The sequence below is a fragment of the Streptomyces sp. P9-A2 genome (assembly GCF_036634175.1).
GTDB lineage: Bacteria > Actinomycetota > Actinomycetes > Streptomycetales > Streptomycetaceae > Streptomyces > Streptomyces pratens.
Window position 1 is genome coordinate 6,153,126 of sequence record NZ_JAZIFX010000001.1, and the last position, 19,774, is coordinate 6,172,899.

General features: G+C 71.8%; 20 protein-coding genes. 14 read left to right on the forward strand and 6 right to left on the reverse strand.

Annotated features, from left to right (window positions below; all coding sequences use genetic code 11):
* Window positions 1-133 precede the first annotated feature (133 nt).
* Complete coding sequence (locus tag V4Y04_RS27870) at window positions 134-1,036, forward strand: hypothetical protein (RefSeq protein WP_332431096.1); 903 nt, start codon at window positions 134-136, stop codon at window positions 1,034-1,036.
* On the opposite strand, the gene V4Y04_RS27875 is transcribed toward V4Y04_RS27870, so the two are convergent.
* Both V4Y04_RS27875 and V4Y04_RS27880 read right to left on the reverse strand, forming a co-directional pair.
* The gene (locus V4Y04_RS27875) at window positions 960-2,288 is read right to left on the reverse strand and encodes a D-arabinono-1,4-lactone oxidase (protein ID WP_332431097.1); all 1,329 of its coding nucleotides are present in this window, start codon (window positions 2,286-2,288) and stop codon (window positions 960-962) included. The two genes, V4Y04_RS27870 and V4Y04_RS27875, sit on opposite strands and share 77 nt — an antisense overlap.
* Window positions 2,248-3,507, reverse strand: a complete 1,260-nt coding sequence (locus tag V4Y04_RS27880; protein ID WP_332431098.1) for an MFS transporter — start codon at window positions 3,505-3,507, stop codon at window positions 2,248-2,250. The genes V4Y04_RS27875 and V4Y04_RS27880 overlap by 41 nt, the downstream gene beginning before the upstream one ends.
* Window positions 3,508-3,674: 167 nt before the next feature.
* Here V4Y04_RS27880 and V4Y04_RS27885 point away from each other — a divergent pair, with 167 nt between their 5' ends.
* Together V4Y04_RS27885 and V4Y04_RS27890 are read left to right on the forward strand one after the other, a co-directional pair.
* Complete coding sequence (locus tag V4Y04_RS27885; RefSeq protein WP_332431099.1) at window positions 3,675-4,802, forward strand: ferrochelatase; 1,128 nt, start codon at window positions 3,675-3,677, stop codon at window positions 4,800-4,802.
* Between the two features lie 8 nt (window positions 4,803-4,810).
* On the forward strand, window positions 4,811-5,626 hold the full coding sequence (locus tag V4Y04_RS27890) for an inositol monophosphatase family protein (RefSeq protein WP_332431100.1): 816 nt from the start codon (window positions 4,811-4,813) through the stop codon (window positions 5,624-5,626).
* 126 nt (window positions 5,627-5,752) lie between these two features.
* On the opposite strand, the gene V4Y04_RS27895 is transcribed toward V4Y04_RS27890, so the two are convergent.
* Window positions 5,753-5,926: a hypothetical protein gene (locus tag V4Y04_RS27895; protein ID WP_332431101.1), complete on the reverse strand. Its 174-nt coding sequence runs from the start codon at window positions 5,924-5,926 to the stop codon at window positions 5,753-5,755.
* Window positions 5,927-6,461: 535 nt separating this feature from the next.
* On the opposite strand from V4Y04_RS27895, the gene V4Y04_RS27900 reads away from it, so the two are divergent.
* From V4Y04_RS27900 to V4Y04_RS27915, 4 genes are all read left to right on the forward strand, one after another.
* Window positions 6,462-7,115, forward strand: a complete 654-nt coding sequence (locus V4Y04_RS27900; protein WP_332431102.1) for a response regulator transcription factor — start codon at window positions 6,462-6,464, stop codon at window positions 7,113-7,115.
* Between the two features lie 4 nt (window positions 7,116-7,119).
* Window positions 7,120-8,367, forward strand: a complete 1,248-nt coding sequence (locus V4Y04_RS27905; protein WP_332431103.1) for a sensor histidine kinase — start codon at window positions 7,120-7,122, stop codon at window positions 8,365-8,367.
* Window positions 8,368-8,760: 393 nt separating this feature from the next.
* The gene (locus tag V4Y04_RS27910) at window positions 8,761-9,057 is read left to right on the forward strand and encodes a DUF4193 domain-containing protein (protein ID WP_003993510.1); all 297 of its coding nucleotides are present in this window, start codon (window positions 8,761-8,763) and stop codon (window positions 9,055-9,057) included.
* 13 nt (window positions 9,058-9,070) lie between these two features.
* A complete protein-coding gene (locus tag V4Y04_RS27915) occupies window positions 9,071-10,063 on the forward strand; it encodes a hypothetical protein (protein WP_332431104.1) in 993 nt (330 codons plus the stop codon).
* 135 nt (window positions 10,064-10,198) lie between these two features.
* On the opposite strand, the gene V4Y04_RS27920 is transcribed toward V4Y04_RS27915, so the two are convergent.
* Window positions 10,199-10,660, reverse strand: a complete 462-nt coding sequence (locus V4Y04_RS27920) for a DUF3093 domain-containing protein (protein WP_332431105.1) — start codon at window positions 10,658-10,660, stop codon at window positions 10,199-10,201.
* A 224-nt stretch (window positions 10,661-10,884) separates the two neighbouring features.
* Between V4Y04_RS27920 and V4Y04_RS27925 the strand changes: the two genes are divergently transcribed.
* From V4Y04_RS27925 to V4Y04_RS27955, 7 genes are all read left to right on the forward strand, one after another.
* Window positions 10,885-11,469, forward strand: coding sequence for a PaaI family thioesterase (locus tag V4Y04_RS27925; protein ID WP_332431106.1), 585 nt, complete (start codon window positions 10,885-10,887; stop codon window positions 11,467-11,469).
* Window positions 11,466-12,041, forward strand: a complete 576-nt coding sequence (gene dut / locus V4Y04_RS27930; protein WP_332431107.1) for a dUTP diphosphatase — start codon at window positions 11,466-11,468, stop codon at window positions 12,039-12,041. Before V4Y04_RS27925 ends, dut begins: the two co-directional genes overlap by 4 nt.
* Window position 12,042: 1 nt before the next feature.
* Window positions 12,043-12,804: a DUF3710 domain-containing protein gene (locus tag V4Y04_RS27935; protein ID WP_332431109.1), complete on the forward strand. Its 762-nt coding sequence runs from the start codon at window positions 12,043-12,045 to the stop codon at window positions 12,802-12,804.
* A 342-nt stretch (window positions 12,805-13,146) separates the two neighbouring features.
* Window positions 13,147-15,852, forward strand: coding sequence for a sensor histidine kinase KdpD (locus V4Y04_RS27940; RefSeq protein ID WP_332431110.1), 2,706 nt, complete (start codon window positions 13,147-13,149; stop codon window positions 15,850-15,852).
* Window positions 15,849-16,538, forward strand: a complete 690-nt coding sequence (locus V4Y04_RS27945) for a response regulator (RefSeq protein ID WP_332431111.1) — start codon at window positions 15,849-15,851, stop codon at window positions 16,536-16,538. Before V4Y04_RS27940 ends, V4Y04_RS27945 begins: the two co-directional genes overlap by 4 nt.
* A 183-nt stretch (window positions 16,539-16,721) precedes the next feature.
* On the forward strand, window positions 16,722-17,120 hold the full coding sequence (locus tag V4Y04_RS27950) for an OB-fold nucleic acid binding domain-containing protein (protein ID WP_332431112.1): 399 nt from the start codon (window positions 16,722-16,724) through the stop codon (window positions 17,118-17,120).
* 3 nt (window positions 17,121-17,123) lie between these two features.
* Complete coding sequence (locus V4Y04_RS27955) at window positions 17,124-17,903, forward strand: DUF3159 domain-containing protein (protein ID WP_332431113.1); 780 nt, start codon at window positions 17,124-17,126, stop codon at window positions 17,901-17,903.
* A 121-nt stretch (window positions 17,904-18,024) separates the two neighbouring features.
* On the opposite strand, the gene V4Y04_RS27960 is transcribed toward V4Y04_RS27955, so the two are convergent.
* Window positions 18,025-18,702 carry a potassium channel family protein gene (locus tag V4Y04_RS27960; RefSeq protein ID WP_332431114.1) on the reverse strand — a complete coding sequence of 226 codons (678 nt, stop codon included), beginning with the start codon at window positions 18,700-18,702 and terminating at the stop codon, window positions 18,025-18,027.
* Window positions 18,702-19,376, reverse strand: a complete 675-nt coding sequence (locus tag V4Y04_RS27965; protein ID WP_332431115.1) for a potassium channel family protein — start codon at window positions 19,374-19,376, stop codon at window positions 18,702-18,704. The genes V4Y04_RS27960 and V4Y04_RS27965 overlap by 1 nt, the downstream gene beginning before the upstream one ends.
* Window positions 19,377-19,774 lie beyond the last annotated feature (398 nt).

Consider the following 19,774-nt stretch of genomic DNA (forward strand, 5'->3'; position numbering starts at 1 on the left):
CCGCCGAATCCGGGCGTGGGGAACCTCACGCAATCACCAGAAATGGAACTAATGGTTTCGGTCGGGCGTCCACTTGTCGTGCAGTTGATCGTTCGTGTGCGGGAATGTGCGGGAAGGCAGGCAAGATCCAGGAATGCGTGAAAGGCCGGTTGTCGCGGGTGAGCACGGTGGAACGGAGGAGGGGAAGCGCGCGCGGATCGATCTGAGCGTGCCGCAGGTCGCGGGCAGCGGGGTGGCCGCGGTGCTGGGCGCTCAGCTCGCCTCGTCCTTCGGCGTCTACGGGACGATCATCGGCGCCGGAGTCATGAGCATCGTCGCCACCTGCGGCGGAACGGTCTTCCAGCACTTCTTCAAGCGCACCGGTGAGCAGCTCCGGGTGGCCGCCACGGCACCGGGCCGGGCGTCCGCGGCACCGGCCGGGAGGCAGCCCGCGCGGGCGCCGGGCGAGTTCACCGAGGGCACCGTGTACCGGGGCCGGGCCAGGGGAGTGCGGCAGGGCTGGAAGCGGACCGTGGTCGCGGCCGCGCTGGTGTTCGGGGTCACGATGGCCGGAATAACCGTCTACGAACTCGCCTCGGGCCAGAGCCTCAGCGGCGCACCGAACACCACCGTCGGCAACGCGGTCACCGGTGAGAACACGTCCGGCTCCGGTGACTCGTCCGGCTCCGGCGGTTCGTCCGGCTCCGGCGGTTCGTCCGGCTCCGGCGGTCCGGACGAGCAGGGCTCCGGTACCTCCGGCGACTCGGGGACGCCGGACGACTCCGGCACCTCGGAGGACTCCGGTGACTCGGGCGGGGACGGACCGGTCCCCGCGCCCTCCGCGACGCCTCGGGGCGAGGGTGCGGCCACCGGCTCCGGCGGCGGCGCGCCGGACGGCGGGGACCCGCCGGCGGGCACCCCGGACGGCACCGGGAACCAGGACTCCGACGGCACCGCGAGCCCGGAACCGGACGCGTCCGCTACGTCCCCAGGACCCTCCGCAGATAGTCGTTCCGGAACAGGCGTTCCGGATCGAGGCGATCCCGCAGTGCCGTGAACTCGGCGAAACGCGGATACACCCGGGAGAAGTACTCGGCGTCCTGGGTGTTGATCTTCCCCCAGTGGGGCCGGCCCTCGTGGGCGGTGAAGATGCGCTCCGCCGCCGTGAAGTACCCCTGATAGGGGGTCCCCCGGAACATGTGGACCGCGATGTACGCGGTGTCGCGGCCGGAGGCCGTGGACAGGGTGATGTCGTCGGCCGGGGCCGTGCGCACCTCGACGGGAAAGCTGACCCGCAGGGGGGAGCGGTCGACCATGGCTTTCAGTTCACGCAGCGTGTCCACCAGGGCCTCGCGCGGCACCGCGTACTCCATCTCCACGAAGCGCACCCGGCGCGGCGATGTGAACACCTTGTACGGGAGGTCGGTGTAGGTCCGCGCGGACAGGGCCCTGCTGGAGACGCGCGCGATGGCGGGGACGGTCGCGGGCACCGCGCGGCCGACCCAGTTCGCCGCCTGGAAGACGCCGTTGGAGAGGAACTCGTCGTCGATCCAGCCCCGGACGGGATGCACCGGCCGTTCCGGCCCGGCGCTGCGGTTGTTCCGTTTGGTGTTGGTGCTCCCGGTGTGCGGGAACCAGTAGAACTCGAAGTGCTCGTTCTCGGCGTGCAGTTCGTCGAACTCGGCGAGCACCCGGTCCAGGGGCATCGGCTCCTCGCGGGCCGTGAGCAGGAAGACCGGCTCGACCGCGAAGGTGATCGCGGAGACGATACCGAGGGCGCCGAGACCGATCCGGGCGGCGGCGAAGACCGCGCGCTCCTCGGCGGTCCCCTCCTCCGAGCAGGTGAGCACCGAACCGTCGGCGGTGACCAGCTCCAGACCCCGGATCTGCGCGGCGAGGGAGGCCGAGTCGCGGCCGGTCCCGTGGGTGCCGGTGCTGGTGGCCCCGGAGACGGTCTGCTCCATGATGTCGCCCATGTTGGTGAGCGACAGCCCTTCCCGCGCGAGAGCCGTGTTGAGCCGTTTGAGCGAAGTGCCGGCCCCGACCGTGACGGTGCCGGCCGCGCGGTCGATGTCACGGATGCCCGCCAGCAGATGAGGGCGGATCTGCACGCCGTCGGTGGCCGCGATCGAGGTGAAGGAGTGCCCGGTGCCCACCGCCTTCACCGGGAGGCCGTCCTCCGCGGCACGGCGTACGGCCGCCGCCAGTTCGTCGACGGAGGCCGGCGTGACCTCCCGCGCGGGGCGGGCGAGGACGGTACCTCCCCAGTTACGCCATGTTCCGTTCCTCGTGCTCGCCGTGCTGCCCAACGGAGCCTCCCCGACCCGGAGCCGGCCGCTTGAGCCGGCGGTACCCGAGGAAACCGACCGCGACCGCGACGGCTCCGGACACCGCCGGAACCCCGTACCCGGCGCGCGCCCCGGCCGCGTCGATCACCCAGCCGGACGCGGCGGAGCCGAGAGCGACCCCGACCGCGAGCCCGGTGCTCACCCAGGTCATGCCCTCGGTGAGCTGTGCGCGTGGTACGTGCTCTTCGATGAGGGACATTGTCGTGATCATCGTGGGAGCGATGGACAGACCCGCAACGAACAGCGCCACGGCCAGAAACGGCAGGTTCCCGACCAGTAGGAGGGGGATCATACTCACGGCCATGGCACATACGCCCAGCAGCCAGCGGCGCTCGGGCGCCCCGGCGAAGCGCATCAGCCCGAACGTCAGGCCCGCCACGCAGGAGCCCAGCGCGTACACGGCGAGCACCACACTGGCGGCGGCCTTGTGCCCGCGCTCCTCCGCGAAGGCCACGGTGACCACGTCCACGCCGCCGAAGATCGCCCCCGTCGCCGCGAAGGTGACCACCAGGACCTGCAGACCCGGCGAGCTCAGCGCCGTGCCGCCGCCCGCGCCCTTGGCGCCGTCGCCGGTGCGCCCGCGCGGGTGCGGGTCCGGTTCGGTGGCGCGCTGGGCCGTCAGCCAGAAGACGCCGACCGCGAGGAAGCAGGCCGCGAGCAGCGGACCGGCCTCGGGGAACCACGCCGTGGACAGCCCGATGGAGATGATCGGGCCGAAGACGAAGCACATGTCGTCCACCACGGACTCGAAGGAGTACGCGGTGTGCAGCTGCGGGGTGCCGCGGTACAGGGCGGCCCAGCGGGCCCGGATCATCGCGCCGAGGCTCGGCACGCAGCCGATGCCGGCGCAGGCGACGAAGAGCACCCAGTCCGGCCAGCCGTAGTGCGCGGCGAACAGCAGCAGCGCCGCGGCGGCGAGCGCGAGCGACGTCGCCGGACGCAGGACCCGCCGCTGCCCGTACTGGTCCACCAGGCGGGAGATCTGCGGGCCCGCCAGCGCGGCGGCCAGGGCGACGGTCGCCGACAGGGCGCCGGCGAGCCCGTACCGGCCGGTCAGCTGGGAGATCATCGTGACCACGCCGATGCCCATCATGGACAGCGGCATCCGGCCGATGAACCCCGCGGCCGAGAAGGCCTTGCTGCCGGGGGCCGCGAACAGGGCGAGATAAGGGCTGGGCACGAGGTCTCCGGAGATCTCGGTAAGGCGCGACAGATCTCAGTAAGGCGCGACCATAGACGATACGGCTTACTGGTTAGGCAACCCTAACGTCTCCTGGGTGTGAGGTCGCGGCCCGGTCGGCCCCCCGCCGTTGCCCTGCCGCCCGCGACGGGTGGCAGGATCGAGACATGCCTGACGAGCTCGATCCCACCCCCTACGACGCCCTGCTCCTGCTCTCCTTCGGCGGCCCCGAAGGCCCGGACGACGTGGTCCCGTTCCTGGAGAACGTGACGCGCGGGCGCGGTATCCCCAAGGAACGCCTGAAAGAGGTCGGGGAGCACTACTTCCTGTTCGACGGGGTCAGCCCCATCAACGAGCAGAACCGCGCCCTGCTGGACGCCCTGCGCAAGGACTTCGCCGGCCACGGCCTCGGCCTCCCGGTCTACTGGGGCAACCGCAACTGGGCGCCCTACCTGACCGACACCCTGCGCGAGATGGTGCGCGACGGCCGCCGCCGCATCATCGTCCTGGCCACCAGCGCCTACGCCTCGTACTCCGGCTGCCGCCAGTACCGCGAGAACCTCGCCGACTCCCTGGCGACGCTGGAGGCCGAGGGCCTGGAGCTGCCCCGGGTCGACAAGCTGCGGCACTACTTCAATCACCCCGGCTTCGTGGAGCCCATGGTCGACGGGATCGTCCGCTCGCTCGCCGACCTGCCCGAGGAGGTGCGCGAGGGCGCGCACATCGCCTTCTGCACCCACTCGATCCCCATCGCCTCCACCGACACCTCGGGACCCGTCGAGCAGCACGGCGACGGCGGCGCGTACGTGGCACAGCACCTGGACGTGGCCCGGCTGATCACCGACGCCGTGCGGGAGCGCACCGGAGTGGAACACCCCTGGCAGCTCGTCTACCAGTCCCGCTCCGGCGCCCCGCACATCCCCTGGCTGGAGCCCGACATCTGCGACCACCTCGAGGAGCGGCACGCGGCCGGGGTCCCGGCCGTGGTCATGGCCCCCATCGGATTCGTCTCCGACCACATGGAGGTCCTCTACGACCTCGACACCGAGGCCACGGCCAAGGCCGGGGAACTGGGGCTGCCGGTGCGCCGCTCGGCGACCGTGGGTGCCGACCCGAGGTTCGCCGCCGCGATCCGCGACCTGGTCGTGGAGCGCGCCGCCACCGAACGCGGCCAGGAGGTCACCCCCTGCGCCCTGGGCGAACTCGGCGCGAGCCACAACCTCTGCCCGGTGGGCTGCTGTCCGGCCCGTGCCCCGCGTCCCGCCGCCGCGGGTGCCGACAGCCCCTACGCCTGAGGAGCACCGTGACCGACCCCCTGCACGCGGAACTGCTGCAACTGGCCCGCGAGGCGGCACGCCGCGCGGGCGAGCTGCTGCGGGACGGCCGCCCGGCCGACCTCGAGGTCGCCGCGACCAAGTCCAGCCCGATCGACGTCGTCACCGAGATGGACATCGCGGCCGAGAAACTGATCACCGGGCTGATCGCCGAGCACCGGCCCGACGACGGTGTCCTCGGCGAGGAGGGCGGCTCGACGGAGGGCACCAGCGGCGTCCGCTGGGTGATCGACCCGCTCGACGGCACGGTCAACTACCTGTACGGGCTGCCCACCTGGTCCGTCTCCATCGCCGCCGAGCAGGACGGCGAGACCGTCGTTGGGGTGGTCGCCGCCCCGATGCGGGGCGAGACGTATCACGCGGTCCGCGGCGGCGGGGCGCGGGCCACCGGCGCGTGGGCGGGCGAACGCACGCTGACCTGCCGCCCGGCGCCGCCCCTGGACCAGGCGCTGGTCTCGACCGGCTTCAACTACGTCACCGAGGTCCGTGCCCACCAGGCCGGTGTCGCGCAGCGGCTGATCCCGCTGCTGCGGGACATCCGGCGCGGCGGCTCGGCCGCGGTCGACCTCTGCGACCTGGCCTGCGGCCGGCTCGACGGCTACTACGAGCGCGGGCTGCACCCCTGGGACCTGGCCGCGGGGGACCTGATAGCCCGGGAGGCGGGCGTGCTGACCGGTGGACGGCCCGGTGAGCGCCCTTCATGGGACCTCGCGGTCGCGGCCACCCCGGGTGTCTTTGAGCCCCTCCAGCGGCTGCTGGAGGACTTCGGCGCCTGGCACGACTGATGGGCTCTCCGGGACGCCGGTCCCGGGGAACCCGGAGAACCCGGAGAGCGATGAAGCGGGCCCCGGCGCTGGATTCGCCGGGGCCCGCTCATGTCGAACTGATTGCATCGGGTTGCATCGGGCTGATCAGACGCGGGCCACGCCGACCTCCACACCGTGCTCGGCGGCGAGCCGGCGCAGGTCGTCGAGCTCGCTCTGCTCCACCTCGACGAGGAAGTCGTCGCCCTCGTCGCGGGCCCGGGACAGATCGGACTCGGTCGTCCTTATGCGCTGCAGAAGTCCTGCGGTGAAAGCGTCCATGCTGCGCCCCCTCGTCCTGGGTCGTGGGTCGATGGCACGGGGGTGTGCCGATTCGAAAGGGGCGATCACGTCTGCGGTGGATGACCGGCGCCGCTCGGCCGGGGGGCTACGGCTTCGGGCATCCGGGTCCGCTCTGCGGAAACGGACCGAAGCGCACCGCATGGTGGCGCGGTGCGAGCAGAGCGTGATCGCGGGATGTAAACCCGTCCTCCCCAAGCTCCCTTCCGCGGAAACCTCACCGGACGAGAAAATCTCGTATTCCCCTCCCGTCCCCGGGATGTTCTCCGGTCTTCCGCCCCCGCGCCACCGCCCGTTTCCCGCTCCCGTGCCGGCCCGCCATCCGCCCGTTTCCCGGAGCTGTGGCCGTCCGCCGGGGCCTGCTGTCCGGCCCCGTTCCCTCCCGCCGCCCGCCCGTTCCCCGGCTTACAGCCGACTTACGGCCGAAAAGGGCAGGATGGAGGCAACACACTCACCAGGACCCTGCGCGCGTGCGCTCCGGAGCGCTGCCCGGCAGGACGTAGGAAGGACAAGCGACGTGCGCGTACTCGTCGTCGAGGACGAGCAACTGCTCGCCGATGCGGTGGCTACCGGACTGCGCCGGGAGGCCATGGCCGTCGACGTCGTGTACGACGGTGCGGCCGCCCTCGAGCGCATCGGCGTCAACGACTACGACGTGGTCGTCCTCGACCGCGACCTCCCCCTCGTGCACGGCGACGACGTGTGCCGCAGGATCGTCGAACTGGGCATGCCCACGCGCGTGCTGATGCTCACGGCCGCCGGCGACGTCAGCGACCGCGTCGAGGGCCTGGAGATCGGCGCCGACGACTATCTGCCCAAGCCCTTCGCCTTCAGCGAGCTCATCGCGCGCGTACGCGCCCTGGGACGGCGTACCAGCGTGCCGCTGCCGCCGGTGCTGGAGCGTGCCGGGATCAAGCTCGACCCCAACCGCCGCGAGGTCTTCCGCGACGGCAAGGAGGTCCAGCTCGCGCCCAAGGAGTTCGCCGTCCTGGAAGTGCTCATGCGCAGCGAGGGCGCCGTCGTCTCGGCCGAACAGCTCCTCGAGAAGGCATGGGACGAGAACACCGACCCGTTCACCAACGTGGTGCGGGTGACCGTCATGACCCTGCGCCGCAAACTGGGCGAGCCGCCGGTCATCGTGACCGTGCCCGGCTCGGGCTACCGGATCTGATCCCGTGGCCACCACTCCCACCCCCACACCACCGCCCCCGCCGGCACCTCCGAAGCCCACCTGGGACCCCCGACGTCCCGTACCGCCCTTCCCCTGGCTGCGCCCGACCATCCGGATACGGCTCACGCTGCTCTACGGCGGCATGTTCCTGATCGCCGGGATCCTGCTGCTGTCGATCATCTACCTGCTCGCCGCGAACGCGCTGAACGTGGGCAGCGACCTGCCCTTCGAGATCGTGTCCGGGCAGGTGTCCAGCGACATCTGCCAGCTGCGCAGCACCCGGCTGCCCGCCGAGGAGCTGAACGCCGCGCTGAACGCCTGTGTCAACGAGCAGCGCCAGCACGCGCTGGACAACCTGCTCAGCCGCTCCCTGCTCGCCCTGCTCGGCCTCGCCGTCATCGCCTTCGCCTTCGGGTACGCCATGGCCGGCCGCGTCCTGTCGCCGCTGGGCCGGATCACCCGCACCGCGCGCGCGGTGGCGGGCTCCGACCTGTCCCGCCGGATCGAGCTGGACGGCCCGGACGACGAGCTCAAGGAGCTGGCCGACACCTTCGACGACATGCTGGAGCGGCTGCAGCGTGCCTTCACCGCCCAGCAGCGCTTCGTGGGCAATGCCTCGCACGAGCTGCGCACCCCGCTGGCGATCAATCGCACGCTGCTCGAGGTGCACCTCTCCGACCCGGACGCGCCGGTCGAGCTCCAGCAGCTCGGCAGGACGCTGCTGGCCACCAACGAGCGCAGCGAGCAGCTCGTGGAGGGCCTGCTGCTGCTCGCCCGCAGTGACAATCAGATCGTCGAGCGCAAGTCCGTGGATCTCGCGGAGGTGGCCTCCCAGGCCATCGACCAGGTGCACGCCGAGGCGCAGGCCAAGGGTGTGGAGATCCGCGGAGCGCGGAAGCCCGCGGTCGTCCGGGGCAACGGCGTCCTGCTGGAGCGGATCGCCCTGAACCTGCTCCAGAACGCCGTGCGCTACAACGTGGCCGAGCGGGGGTGGGTGGAGGTCACCACCGACGTCGAGCACGGACAGGCGGTCCTGGTGGTGTCCAATACGGGCCCGGTGGTACCGGCGTACGAGATCGACAATCTGTTCGAGCCCTTCCGGCGGCTGCGTACCGAGCGGACGGGCAGCGACAAGGGGGTCGGCCTGGGGCTCTCCATCGTCCGGTCGGTGGCGCGGGCCCATGGCGGGCACATCTATGCCCAGCCGCGTGAGGGCGGTGGGCTCGTGATGCGGGTCACCCTGCCGATCTGACATCATGTCGCCGACGCGACGGGGTGTTCGCTTTGGGCGGAATCGCCGGAGGGCCCCTCCGGTGCCCGCCTGTGGGATCGATCACAGGGGGGATGTTCGACCCGCCGACACTCCGTGATCATGAAGTCCCCGGAAGGCCGGGTATATCCCGGTTTTCAGGGGCTTCGATTACGGGAAGTACACGGTGAGGCGGCTTTGAAGTGCCGCGTTCGGACCGTGTACGGTCCCCCTCGCCATCCAAGCCGAACACTCATGAGGGGTTCGGTTGGGTGTCGATTGAGTAACAGACCTTGATGTGAGGCAAAATCTCCGCCTCGGGTCGGGCACAAGTCCGGCCCCTCGCGCGTTACGTGCGCTGAAGAGACCGCATACACCCAGAGGGGGAGAGCGACCATGGCAACCGATTACGACACTCCGCGCAAGACCGACGACGACGTCGACTCGGACAGTCTCGAAGAGCTGAAGGCCCGCCGCAACGACAAGTCGGCCTCGGCCGTGGACGTCGACGAGTTCGAGGCCGCGGAAGGCCTCGAGCTGCCCGGCGCAGACCTGTCGAACGAAGAGCTGGCCGTCCGGGTCCTGCCCAAGCAGCAGGACGAGTTCACCTGCATGAGCTGCTTCCTGGTGCACCACCGCAGCCAGCTGGCCCGGGAGAAGAACGGCCAGCCGATCTGCCGCGACTGCGACTGAGGGCGGGTCGGCCGTGACTGGCTCGACCCCTCCTCGGAAGCGCCGCTTCCTTTCGAAGGGAGCGGACTCGGGGCCGCAGGACGGCCCCCGGCGCGACGCGCGCGACCACGAGCGAGGCTCAACCGATACCGGCTCGGCCGATACCGGGGCGGCCTCGCTCGGACCCGCAACCGATCGCGGTGACCTCCCGGCACCCGTGGAGGTCACCGCCACCGCCCCGGTGGCCCGCAGACGTGCCGCGGCGTTCCGGGACAAGGCCAGGGAAGGCGCCCGGAAGGGCGGTGACCGCGCGCGTGCGGGCCTGGCGTATCTCGTGGACCGGATCATCGAACTCACCCCGCGGGTGCCCGTACGGGACCTGGAGACGCTGCGCAGGCAGTTCCCCGGGCTGGGTCCCGAGGAACTCGCGGAGAAACTCGTGGCGGGCGCCTCCAGGGCCACGGCGACGGTCGGGGCCGGCGTGGGCGCGGCGGCCGCGATGCCGGTGCCTCCCGCGATGCCGACGGAGCTGGCAGCCGAGATCACCGGCGTCGCGGCGATCGAACTCAAGCTGATCGCCGAACTCCACGAGGTCTACGGCGTACGCCCGGCCGGCCACCTAGGGCAGCGCAGCACCGTGTACCTGAACTCCTGGTCGCAGGAGCGCGGGATCGAGGCGACCAAGCCCTCGACCGTGAGTGCGGCACTGAACAGCCGCATGAAGCGCGAACTGCGTCAGCGGATCATGAAGCGCACCCTCCGCAACCTGCCGAACCTGATGCCGTTCCTGGTGGGAGCCGCCGTCGGCGCGCTCATGAACCGCCGGGACACCAGAAAGCTCGCCACCCGTATCCAGGCCGACCTCCGCAAGATCCAGGTGCCCTGGGACGCGTTGCCCGCCCTCCCCGCCCTCGAGACCCCGGCCGACGCCCTGGAGATGGACAAGCTCACCGGCGGTGCCCTCCGCAAGGCACTCGGCAGCCTCGACGGTCACCCGGACGGGAGCGACGGCCCCGGGAGGGGCTGAGGGAGGGGCTGACCCGGCCGATCCGGGTACGGCAGCACCGCGGAAACGGAACAGGCCGGTGGGCGACGAACCTCGTCGGGCTCCCCGATCCCACTACTCACCGGACGACAGCCGGCCCGGGTGCTTCCCGCCGCGCTACGCGGCGGCCTTCGCCGCACGCAGGGCCTCCGCCAGCCGTTCCGGCTCGCGCGTCGACAGGAAGGCGTACGGCGTCGGGTCCTCCGGGTCGGTGATCTCCACCCGCAGCGCCCCCGGCACATAGGCCCGCAGCAGCATGAAGCAGCGCGGATCCGCCCGGTGGGTGCGCCAGGCACGAGCCTCCTCGGCGTCCAGAACTTCCATCGCGCCCAGCGCCGACACCGGGATCTTCGCCTCACCGGCGATCAGCAGGCCGCCCACGACCCGGATCCGCACCGAGCCGTACGCGCTGGCCACCACCGCGGCCACCACGCTGCCGCCGGCCAGGCCGCCGAGCATCGGCAGGATGCCCAGAGGCAGCACGATCAGCGCCATCGAGACACCTGAGAGCAGGCAGATCAGCCACCAGGAGCGGGGAGCGGTCAGGCGTTCTTCGTAGGGCAGGGCGGAGAGCTGCATGGATCCAAGCTTGGCACGGTGCCGGCCCAGGGCCGCAGCCAGGGCGGTCGGCGTGGAGTGCTGTCGGGCGGGGCGGTGGTGGGTGACGGGCGAGTCGGGGCGGTCTGCGTGGAGCGCTGTCGGGCGGGGCGGTGGTGGGTGACGGGCGGGTCGGGGCGGTCGGCGCGAAGCGCTGTCGGGCAGGGCGGTGGTGGGTGACGGGCGGGCGGGTAAGGTCTGCGCCTGTGAGTGGTACTTCCTCGACTCTTCCTCCCCCCGCCGACGCGGTGCCGCCGGTGCGCCACCCGGATGCTCCCGCACCGGGTGAGCTGCTCGGCGCCCACTACGACCAGTGCTTCGGCTGCGGCGGCGAGCAGCCCCACGGGCTGCACATCGAGGCGCGGGCCGGCGAAGGCGTGTCGGTCACCGCCGTGTTCACCGTGCGCCCCGTCCACCAGGGCGCCCCCGGCCTCGCGCACGGCGGGGTGCTCGCCAGTGCCCTGGACGAGACGCTCGGCGCGCTGAGCTGGCTGCTGCGCACGATCGCCGTGACCGGCAGGCTCGAGACCGACTACGTCCAGCCCGTGCCGGTCGACGCCACCCTCCATCTGGAGGCGGAGGTGACCGCGGTGGCCGGACGGAAGATCTACTCCACCGCGACCGGACGCATCGGCGGACCCGACGGCCCGGTCGCGGTCCGTGCCAAGGCGCTGTTCATCGAGGTCAAGGTCGACCACTTCGTCGACCACGGCCGCGAGGAGGAGATCCAGGCGGCCATGGACGACCCGGACCAGGTCCGTCGCGCCCGCGCCTTCGAGGTGAACCCGTGACCGGACCGCACGGCGACGCGCGCTCCGACGGCCGGCTCGAGGTGCTGATCCGGCGCGTCGACCCGGACGTACCGCTTCCGGTGTACGAGCACCCCGGTGACGCGGGTGCCGATCTGCGGACCACCGAGGCGTGCGAGCTGGCACCCGGGGAACGGGCCGTCCTGCCCACCGGAGTGTCTGTGGCGCTGCCGGAGGGGTACGCGGCCTTCGTGCACCCGCGATCCGGACTGGCCGCGCGCTGCGGCGTCGCCCTGGTGAATGCCCCGGGGACGGTTGATGCCGGGTACCGTGGGGAGATCAAGGTGATCGTGGTGAATCTCGACCCGCGTGAGACTGTGCGGTTCGAGCGTTTCGACCGGATTGCCCAACTGGTCGTTCAGCAGGTCGAGCGGGTCCGTTTCGTGCCGGTCGCGGAGCTGCCCCGCTCGGTGCGGGCCGAGGGGGGCTTCGGATCCACCGGCGGCCACGCCGCGGTGGAAGGTAAGAGCGGCACAAGCGTTCAGGCCGCCGTCGGCGGCACAGCGGGTGGGAATCGATACGCTTCGGTCGTAGCCGACCGGGAAGGACAATGACGTGTTCGGACGTCGCAAGAAGAGGGATGCCGCCGAGGACGCGGCCGGCGAGGCCGAGCAGGTCGTCGACGGTGTCGACACGGAGGCGGACGGTGGGGCCGAGCGGCTGAGGCTCGAGCCGGCGCCGCGGCCCGACGGGCCCTGGGACGGCTCCGAGGTGAGAGAGCCCGGCGAGGGCAGGGTCGACCTGGGCGGTCTGTTCGTGCCCGGAGTGGACGGCATGGAGCTGCGGGTCGAGGTCGCCGGCGACGCGATCGTCGCGGCCACCGTCGTGCTGCGCGACAGCGCCATCCAGCTGCAGGGTTTCGCGGCCCCCAAGCGTGAGGGCATCTGGGGCGAGGTCCGTGAGGAGATCGCGGCCGGCATCACCCAGCAGGGCGGCATCATCGACGAGGTCGAGGGACCGCTGGGCTGGGAGCTGCGGGCCCAGGTGCCGGTGCAGCTGCCGGACGGTACGGGCGGTTTCCAGGTCGTCCGGTTCGTCGGCGTGGACGGCCCGCGCTGGTTCCTGCGCGGGGTGATCTCGGGTCAGGGCGCGGTGCAGCCGCAGGCCGCCGGGCTGCTGGAGCAGATCTTCCGGGACACGGTCGTGGTGCGCGGGGAGGGCCCGATGGCGCCGCGTGACCCGATCGTCCTGAAGCTGCCGGACGACGCGCAGATGGTCCCCGAGGGCGTGCAGCAGGAGGAGGCCCCCGAGGGCTCCCGCTTCGCGGGCGGCATGGGACAGCTGGCGCGCGGACCGGAGATCACCGAGGTCCGCTGATCGCGTAGCGCTTCACAGCCACGGCGGCGGGGCCGCGCCCGACCGGGACACTGTCGACCGACAGTGTCCCACCGGGTGCGGCCCCGCCGCCGTCGGCGGGTTCCCCGACAGGAACCCCGACAGGAACCCCGACGGCCCGCCCGCAGCCGCCCGTCAGGGTTCGTCAAGCCCGGTCGGGGTTCCGCCAAGCCCGTCAGGGTTCCGTCAAGGACGGGTCACCGCATCCCGGCCGCCGTCTTCGGCCGCCCCGGACGAACGTAGGGTCGACTCCGCGCAGACAGCGGTGAACCGGTGACCGGCAACCGGTGACCGCACTGCCCGGGACCGGAAGACAATGAGGGCATGGGACGCGGCAGACTTCGGATTCACCTCGGCGCGGCACCGGGCGTCGGCAAGACGTACGCGATGCTGTCCGAGGCGCAGCGCCGTGTCGAACGGGGCACCGACTGTGTGATCGGGTTCGTCGAGCACTACGACCGGCCGCGTACCAGGGCACTGCTGGAGGGCCTGGAACAGATACCGCGCCGGGAGCTGGAGCACCGCGGCGCCGTCCTCCCCGAGATGGACCTCGACGCCGTCCTCGCCCGCCGCCCCCAGGTGGTCCTCGTCGACGAACTCGCCCACACCAACGTGCCCGGCTCGCGCAACGCGAAGCGCTGGCAGGACGTGGAGGAGCTGCTGGCCGCCGGGATCGACGTGCTGTCGACCCTCAACATCCAGCACCTGGAGTCCCTCGGCGACGTCGTGGAGTCGATCACCGGCGTCCGGCAGCAGGAGACCGTACCGGACGAGGTGGTGCGGCGGGCCGACCAGACGGAGCTGGTCGACATGACGCCCGAGGCGCTCCGCCGCCGGATGGCGCACGGCAACGTCTACCAGCCGGACAAGGTCGACGCGGCCCTGTCGAACTACTTCCGTCCCGGCAACCTCACCGCGCTCAGGGAACTCGCGCTGCTGTGGGTGGCCGACCGGGTCGACGAGTATCTCCAGCGGTACCGCAGCGAGCACGACGTCTCGGCGATCTGGGGGTCACGCGAACGGATCGTGGTCGGTCTGACCGGCGGTCCCGAGGGCCGCACCCTGATCCGCCGTGCCGCGCGGCTGGCCGAGAAGGGCGCCGGGGGAGAGGTGCTCGCGGTCTACATCGCCCGCGGGGACGGTCTCACCGCGGCCTCGCCCGGTGAGCTGGCCGGGCAGCGGACCCTGGTGGAAAGCCTGGGCGGTACCTTCCACCATGTGGTCGGGGACGATGTCCCGGCCGCCCTGCTCGCCTTCGCGCGCGCGGTGAACGCCACCCAGATCGTGCTGGGCTCCTCGCGCCGCAAGACGTGGCAGTACGTCTTCGGCCCCGGCGTCGGCGCGACCGTCGCGCGGGACTCCGGTCCCGACCTGGACGTGCACATCGTGACCCACGAGGCGATCGCCAAGGGACGCGGACTGCCGGTGGCCCGGGGCGCCCGGCTCGGGCGGTCGCGGGTGGCGTGGGGCTGGGCGGTCGCAGTGGCGGGGCCCCCGGTGCTGGCCGTGCTGCTCAGCGCCTTCGACCCGGGCCTGGCCAACGACATGCTGCTGTTCCTGTCGCTGACCGTGGCCGCGGCGCTGCTCGGCGGGCTCCGGCCGGCCCTGGCCTCGGCGGCGTTCGGCTCGCTGCTGCTGAACTACTTCTACACGCCGCCCCTGCACCGCTGGTCGGTCTCCGACCCGAAGAACATCATCGCCATCGTGATCTTCGTCGCCGTCGGCGCTGCGGTGGCGTCCGTCGTCGACCTCGCGGCCCGCCGCACGCACCAGGCGGCCCGGCTGCGCGCCGAGTCGGAGATCCTGTCGTTCCTCGCCGGTAATGTGCTGCGCGGCGAGACGGGTCTGGAGGAGCTGCTGGAACGGGTCCGCCAGACGTTCGGCATGGAGTCGGCGGCGCTGCTGGAACGCGCGGGTGACGTCGAACCGTGGACCTGCGCCGGACGGACCGGCACCGGACCGGCCCTCGGGCGGCCTGACGACGCCGACGTGGACGTTCCGGTGGGGGACCACATGGCGCTCGTGCTGACCGGCCGGGTCCTGCCCGCCGAGGACCGCCGGGTGCTGGGTGCCTTCGCCGCCCAGGCCGCCGTCGCCCTGGACCGCCGCCGGCTGCGCGCCGAGGCGGACCGGGCGCGCACCCTCGCCGAGGGCAACCGCATCCGCACCGCCCTGCTGGCCGCCGTCAGCCACGACCTGCGCACCCCGCTGGCCGGGATCAAGGCGGCGGTCTCCTCGCTGCGCTCCGAGGACGTCGACTGGTCGCCCGAGGACCGGGCCGAGCTGCTCGAGGGGATCGAGGGCGGTGCCGACCGCCTGGACCACCTGGTGGGCAACCTGCTCGACATGTCCCGCCTGCACACCGGCACGGTCACCCCGCTGATCCGCGAGGTCGACCTGGACGAGGTGGTGCCCATGGCGCTCGGCGGGGTGCCCGAGGGCAGCGTCACCCTGGACGTCCCGGAGACCCTTCCCATGGTCGCCGTCGACCCGGGCCTGCTGGAGCGGGCGATGGCCAACCTGATCGAGAACGCCGTCAAGTACGCTCCCTCCGGTACCCCCGTCCTGGTGGCCGCCAGTGCGCTCGCCGACCGGGTCGAGGTGCGGGTGGTCGACCGCGGCCCCGGCGTCCCCGACGACGCGAAGGACCGCATATTCGAGCCTTTCCAGCGCTACGGCGACGCCCCGCGCGGAGCCGGGGTGGGCCTCGGCCTGGCGGTGGCCCGCGGCTTCACCGAGGCCATGGGCGGCTCCCTGAACGCCGACGACACCCCGGGCGGCGGCCTCACCATGACACTGACCCTCCGCGCGGCGACGCCGGCGGCGACAACGCCGGCGGCGCAAGCAAAGGCGGCGACGCAAGCAACGGCCGCGACGCAAGCAGCGTCGGAGACGCAAGCGACGGCCGTGACGAGGGCCCCCACGGCGACCCGCGCGGCGCCCGCGGGTCTCGCCGGCCCGGCGGAGCCCGTTCGCCCAGCAGAATCGGGGCCCGCAGGCCCCGCAGAACCGGAAAGGCACTCCTCATGACCCGTGTGCTGGTGGTCGACGACGAACCGGCGATCGTGCGCGCCCTGGTGATCAACCTCAAGGCCCGCTCGTACGAGGTCGACTCCGCCCACGACGGTGCGGAAGCCCTCCGTCTGGCCGCCGCCCGCCACCCCGACGTGGTCGTCCTGGACCTGGGCCTGCCCGACATGGACGGCGTCGAGGTGATCCGGGGCCTGCGCGGCTGGACCCGGGTGCCGATCCTGGTGCTGTCCGCCCGGCACGCCTCCGACGAGAAGGTCCAGGCGCTCGACGCGGGAGCCGACGACTACGTCACCAAGCCCTTCGGCATGGACGAACTGCTGGCCAGGCTGCGGGCCGCCGTGCGCCGCGCCGAGCCCTCCGGCGAGAACGAGGACGAGGGCGACCTGGTGGTGGAGACCGACGGGTTCACCGTCGACCTGGCCGCGAAGAAGGTGCACCGCGACGGCAGGGACGTACGGCTGACCCCCACCGAATGGCATCTGCTGGAGGTGCTCGTACGCAACGGCGGCCGGCTCGTGGCACAGAAGCAGTTGCTCCGGGAGGTCTGGGGGCCGTCGTACGGCACGGAGACGAACTACCTGCGCGTGTACATGGCGCAGCTGCGCCGCAAGCTGGAGGCCGACCCGGCCCACCCGAAGCACTTCATCACCGAGCCGGGCATGGGCTACCGCTTCGAGCGGTGAGTGACCGCCCACGGTGCGCGCCACCCGCAGTGCGCGCCACCCGCAGTGCGCGCCGCGCGCGGTGCCTGCCGTGCACGCGGTGCGCGCCGCGCGTGTGGTGGGTGCGCGTGGCGGGGAACGGCCGGTTCGGGCCGGGCGGGCAGCGGGTACGTAACCCTCGGAGCGCCCCGGTACGCTTCACGTATGGGTGCTGTTCCTCGCTCGGAGAAACCGGCGGGCCGGTTCCGGCGCATGCTCGACCGGCTCTCCTCGTCGCAGGAGGACCTGGAGTCCGAGGAACTGCGCGAGGACACCGAGACCGCCGGCTGTACACGGATAGGTGACTGCCAGGACCGGCAGATAGTGACGGTTACTGGTACCTTGCGCACGGTCACGCTGCGGCCGCGCGCGGGAGTCCCGGCCCTGGAGGCCGAACTGTTCGACGGCTCCGCCGCGCTGGATGTGGTGTGGCTCGGCCGGCGCTCCATCGTCGGGATAGAACCGGGGCGCAAGCTGATCGCATCGGGCAGGATCTCCCTGAGCAGAGGCCGCCGGGTGCTGTTCAACCCGAAATACGAACTGAGACCCCTCGGACGGGAGTAGCCGGTGACGTCACTCGACAAGCCGACAACCGAAGACACATCCGCGGACGATGCCAGGGCGGTGACCGAGGCCGCCCTGTTCGAGGCGTTCGGCGGGGTGCGGGGCATGGTCGAGACGGTGCTGCCCGGTCTGCTGTTCGTCAGCATCTACACGATCAACAAGAACCTGCACATGGCGGCGATCGCGGCACTCGTCGTGTCGCTGGCGATGGTCGTGGTCCGGCTGGCGAGGAAGGACACCGTCAAGCACGCCTTCAGCGGCGTCTTCGGCGTCGGCTTCGGCGTGGTCTTCGCGATGATGACCGGCAACGCCAAGGACTTCTACCTGCCGGGCATGCTCTACACCACGGGCCTGGCCCTGGCGTACATCATCACCGCGATGGCCGGTGTCCCGCTGATCGGCCTGATGCTGGGCCCGATCTTCAGGGAGAACCTCTCCTGGCGCACCCGTAACCCGGGCCGCAAGAAGGCTTACACCAAGGCCAGTTGGGCCTGGGGTCTGATCTTGCTCGGCAAGAGCGCGATCCTGTTCCCGCTGTACTGGTGGGCGGACACGACACAGCTGGGCTGGGTGCTGATCGCGCTGAAGATCCCGCCGTTCCTGCTCGCGGTGTACCTGACGTGGGTGTTCCTGGCGAAGGCGCCGCCGCCGATCGACGTGTTCGCGGAGATGGAGGCGGAGGAGCGCGCCGAGGAGGAGCGCAAGGCCGCGCGCGAGCAGGAGAAGGCGCGGTACGCGGAGGACGGCGAAGCGACGACCACAGGCCGGCACCGCCGCCCCTGAGCCGCCTCGTTCTGTACACGAGTGGGGGCGCCCGGAGATCTCCGGGCGCCCCCACTCGTGTACTCACGCGCCACCGCCACCGCCACCGCCATCAGCACCGGGCCGGTACCAGCGCACGGTGTCAGCGCACGGTGTCGGTCCTGCGTACCGACAGAAGGTCCTCCAGCTGCTCCTCGCGGGCCTGGGCGGCCACGAAGAGCAGCTCGTCGCCCGCCTCCAGGGAGTCCTCCCGGGTCGGGGTGAGGACGCGCGTCCCCCGGATGATCGTGACCAGCGAGGTGTCCTGGGGCCACTGGACGTCGCCGACCTGGGTGCCGGCCAGCGCCGACTCCTCGGGCAGGGTCAGCTCGACCAGGTTGGCGTCCCCGTGGCTGAAGCGCAGGAGCCGGACCAGGTCGCCGACGCTGACCGCCTCCTCGACCAGGGCCGACATCAGGCGCGGGGTGGAGACGGCCACGTCCACGCCCCAGGACTCGTTGAACAGCCATTCGTTCTTGGGGTTGTTCACCCGGGACACGACGCGCGGAACGCCGTACTCCGTCTTGGCCAGCAGGGAGACGACCAGGTTGACCTTGTCGTCGCCGGTCGCGGCGATGACGACGTTGCAGCGCTGGAGCGCCGCCTCGTCCAGGGAGGTGATCTCGCAGGCGTCGGCGAGCAGCCACTCGGCCTGCGGAACGCGCTCGACCGAGATGGCGGTCGGCGCCTTGTCGATGAGCAGGACCTCGTGCCCGTTCTCCAGCAGCTCACCCGCGATCGAGCGACCCACCGCGCCGGCCCCGGCAATGGCGACCCTCATCACTGACCGCCCTCCTCTTCTTCGGGTCCTTTGGCGAACGCCGCCTCGACCCGGTCGATCTCGTCCGTGCGCATCATCACGTGCACCAGGTCCCCTTCCTGCAGCACCGTCTGGGAGCTGGGCAGGACCGCCTCGCCGAGCCGGGTGAGGAAGGCCACGCGGACGCCGGTCCAGTCCTGCAGTCTGCTGATCCGGTGCCCCACCCAGGCCTGCGAGGTGTGCACCTCGGCGAGCTGCACACCGCCGGTCGGATCGCGCCACAGCGGCTCGGCGCCCGAGGGGAGCAGCCTGCGCAGCATCTGGTCGGCCGTCCAGCGGACCGTCGCCACCGTGGGGATGCCCAGGCGCTGGTAGACCTCCGCGCGGCGGGGGTCGTAGATGCGGGCGGCGACGTTCTCGATGCCGAACATCTCGCGGGCCACCCGCGCGGCGATGATGTTGGAGTTGTCCCCGCTGGAGACGGCGGCGAAGGCGCCCGCGTCCTCGATGCCCGCCTCGCGCAGGGTGTCCTGGTCGAAGCCGATCCCGGTGACCCGGCGGCCGCCGAACGAGGAGCCCAGCCGGCGGAAGGCGGTCGGGTCCTGGTCGATGACGGCGACCGTGTGCCCCTGCTCCTCCAGGGTCTGGGCCAGGGCGGAACCCACGCGCCCGCACCCCATGATCACAATATGCATCGCGTCACACCGCGCTTCCTGCAGGCCCGTCGACCTTCATGACCATGGTGCTCATGTCTCTCTTTCGGCTCGCCGGGCAACCCGTGGCGGCCCGAGTACGGGCCGCCGGGCAATATCATGCCGGGACGGCGCGGCCCCGGTACCCTCCGGGGGCCGACCGTCACGCCCGGAGGGTACCGGGGGCCGACCGTCGTGCCCGGATGCCCGGATGCCCGGATGCCCGGGACCAACGTATCCGCGCGGGGAGGCGGTCAGCGGCGGGTGATGCTGCGCACGCTCGCCAAGGTCAGGGCCCCGAGGCCGAGCAGCGTGGCGAGGGCACCGATCAGTTCTGCGGGCGCGTGCATGGGAACCTCCACGGGGCGGCTGGGCCGAACGGACGGGGCACGGCCGCCCGT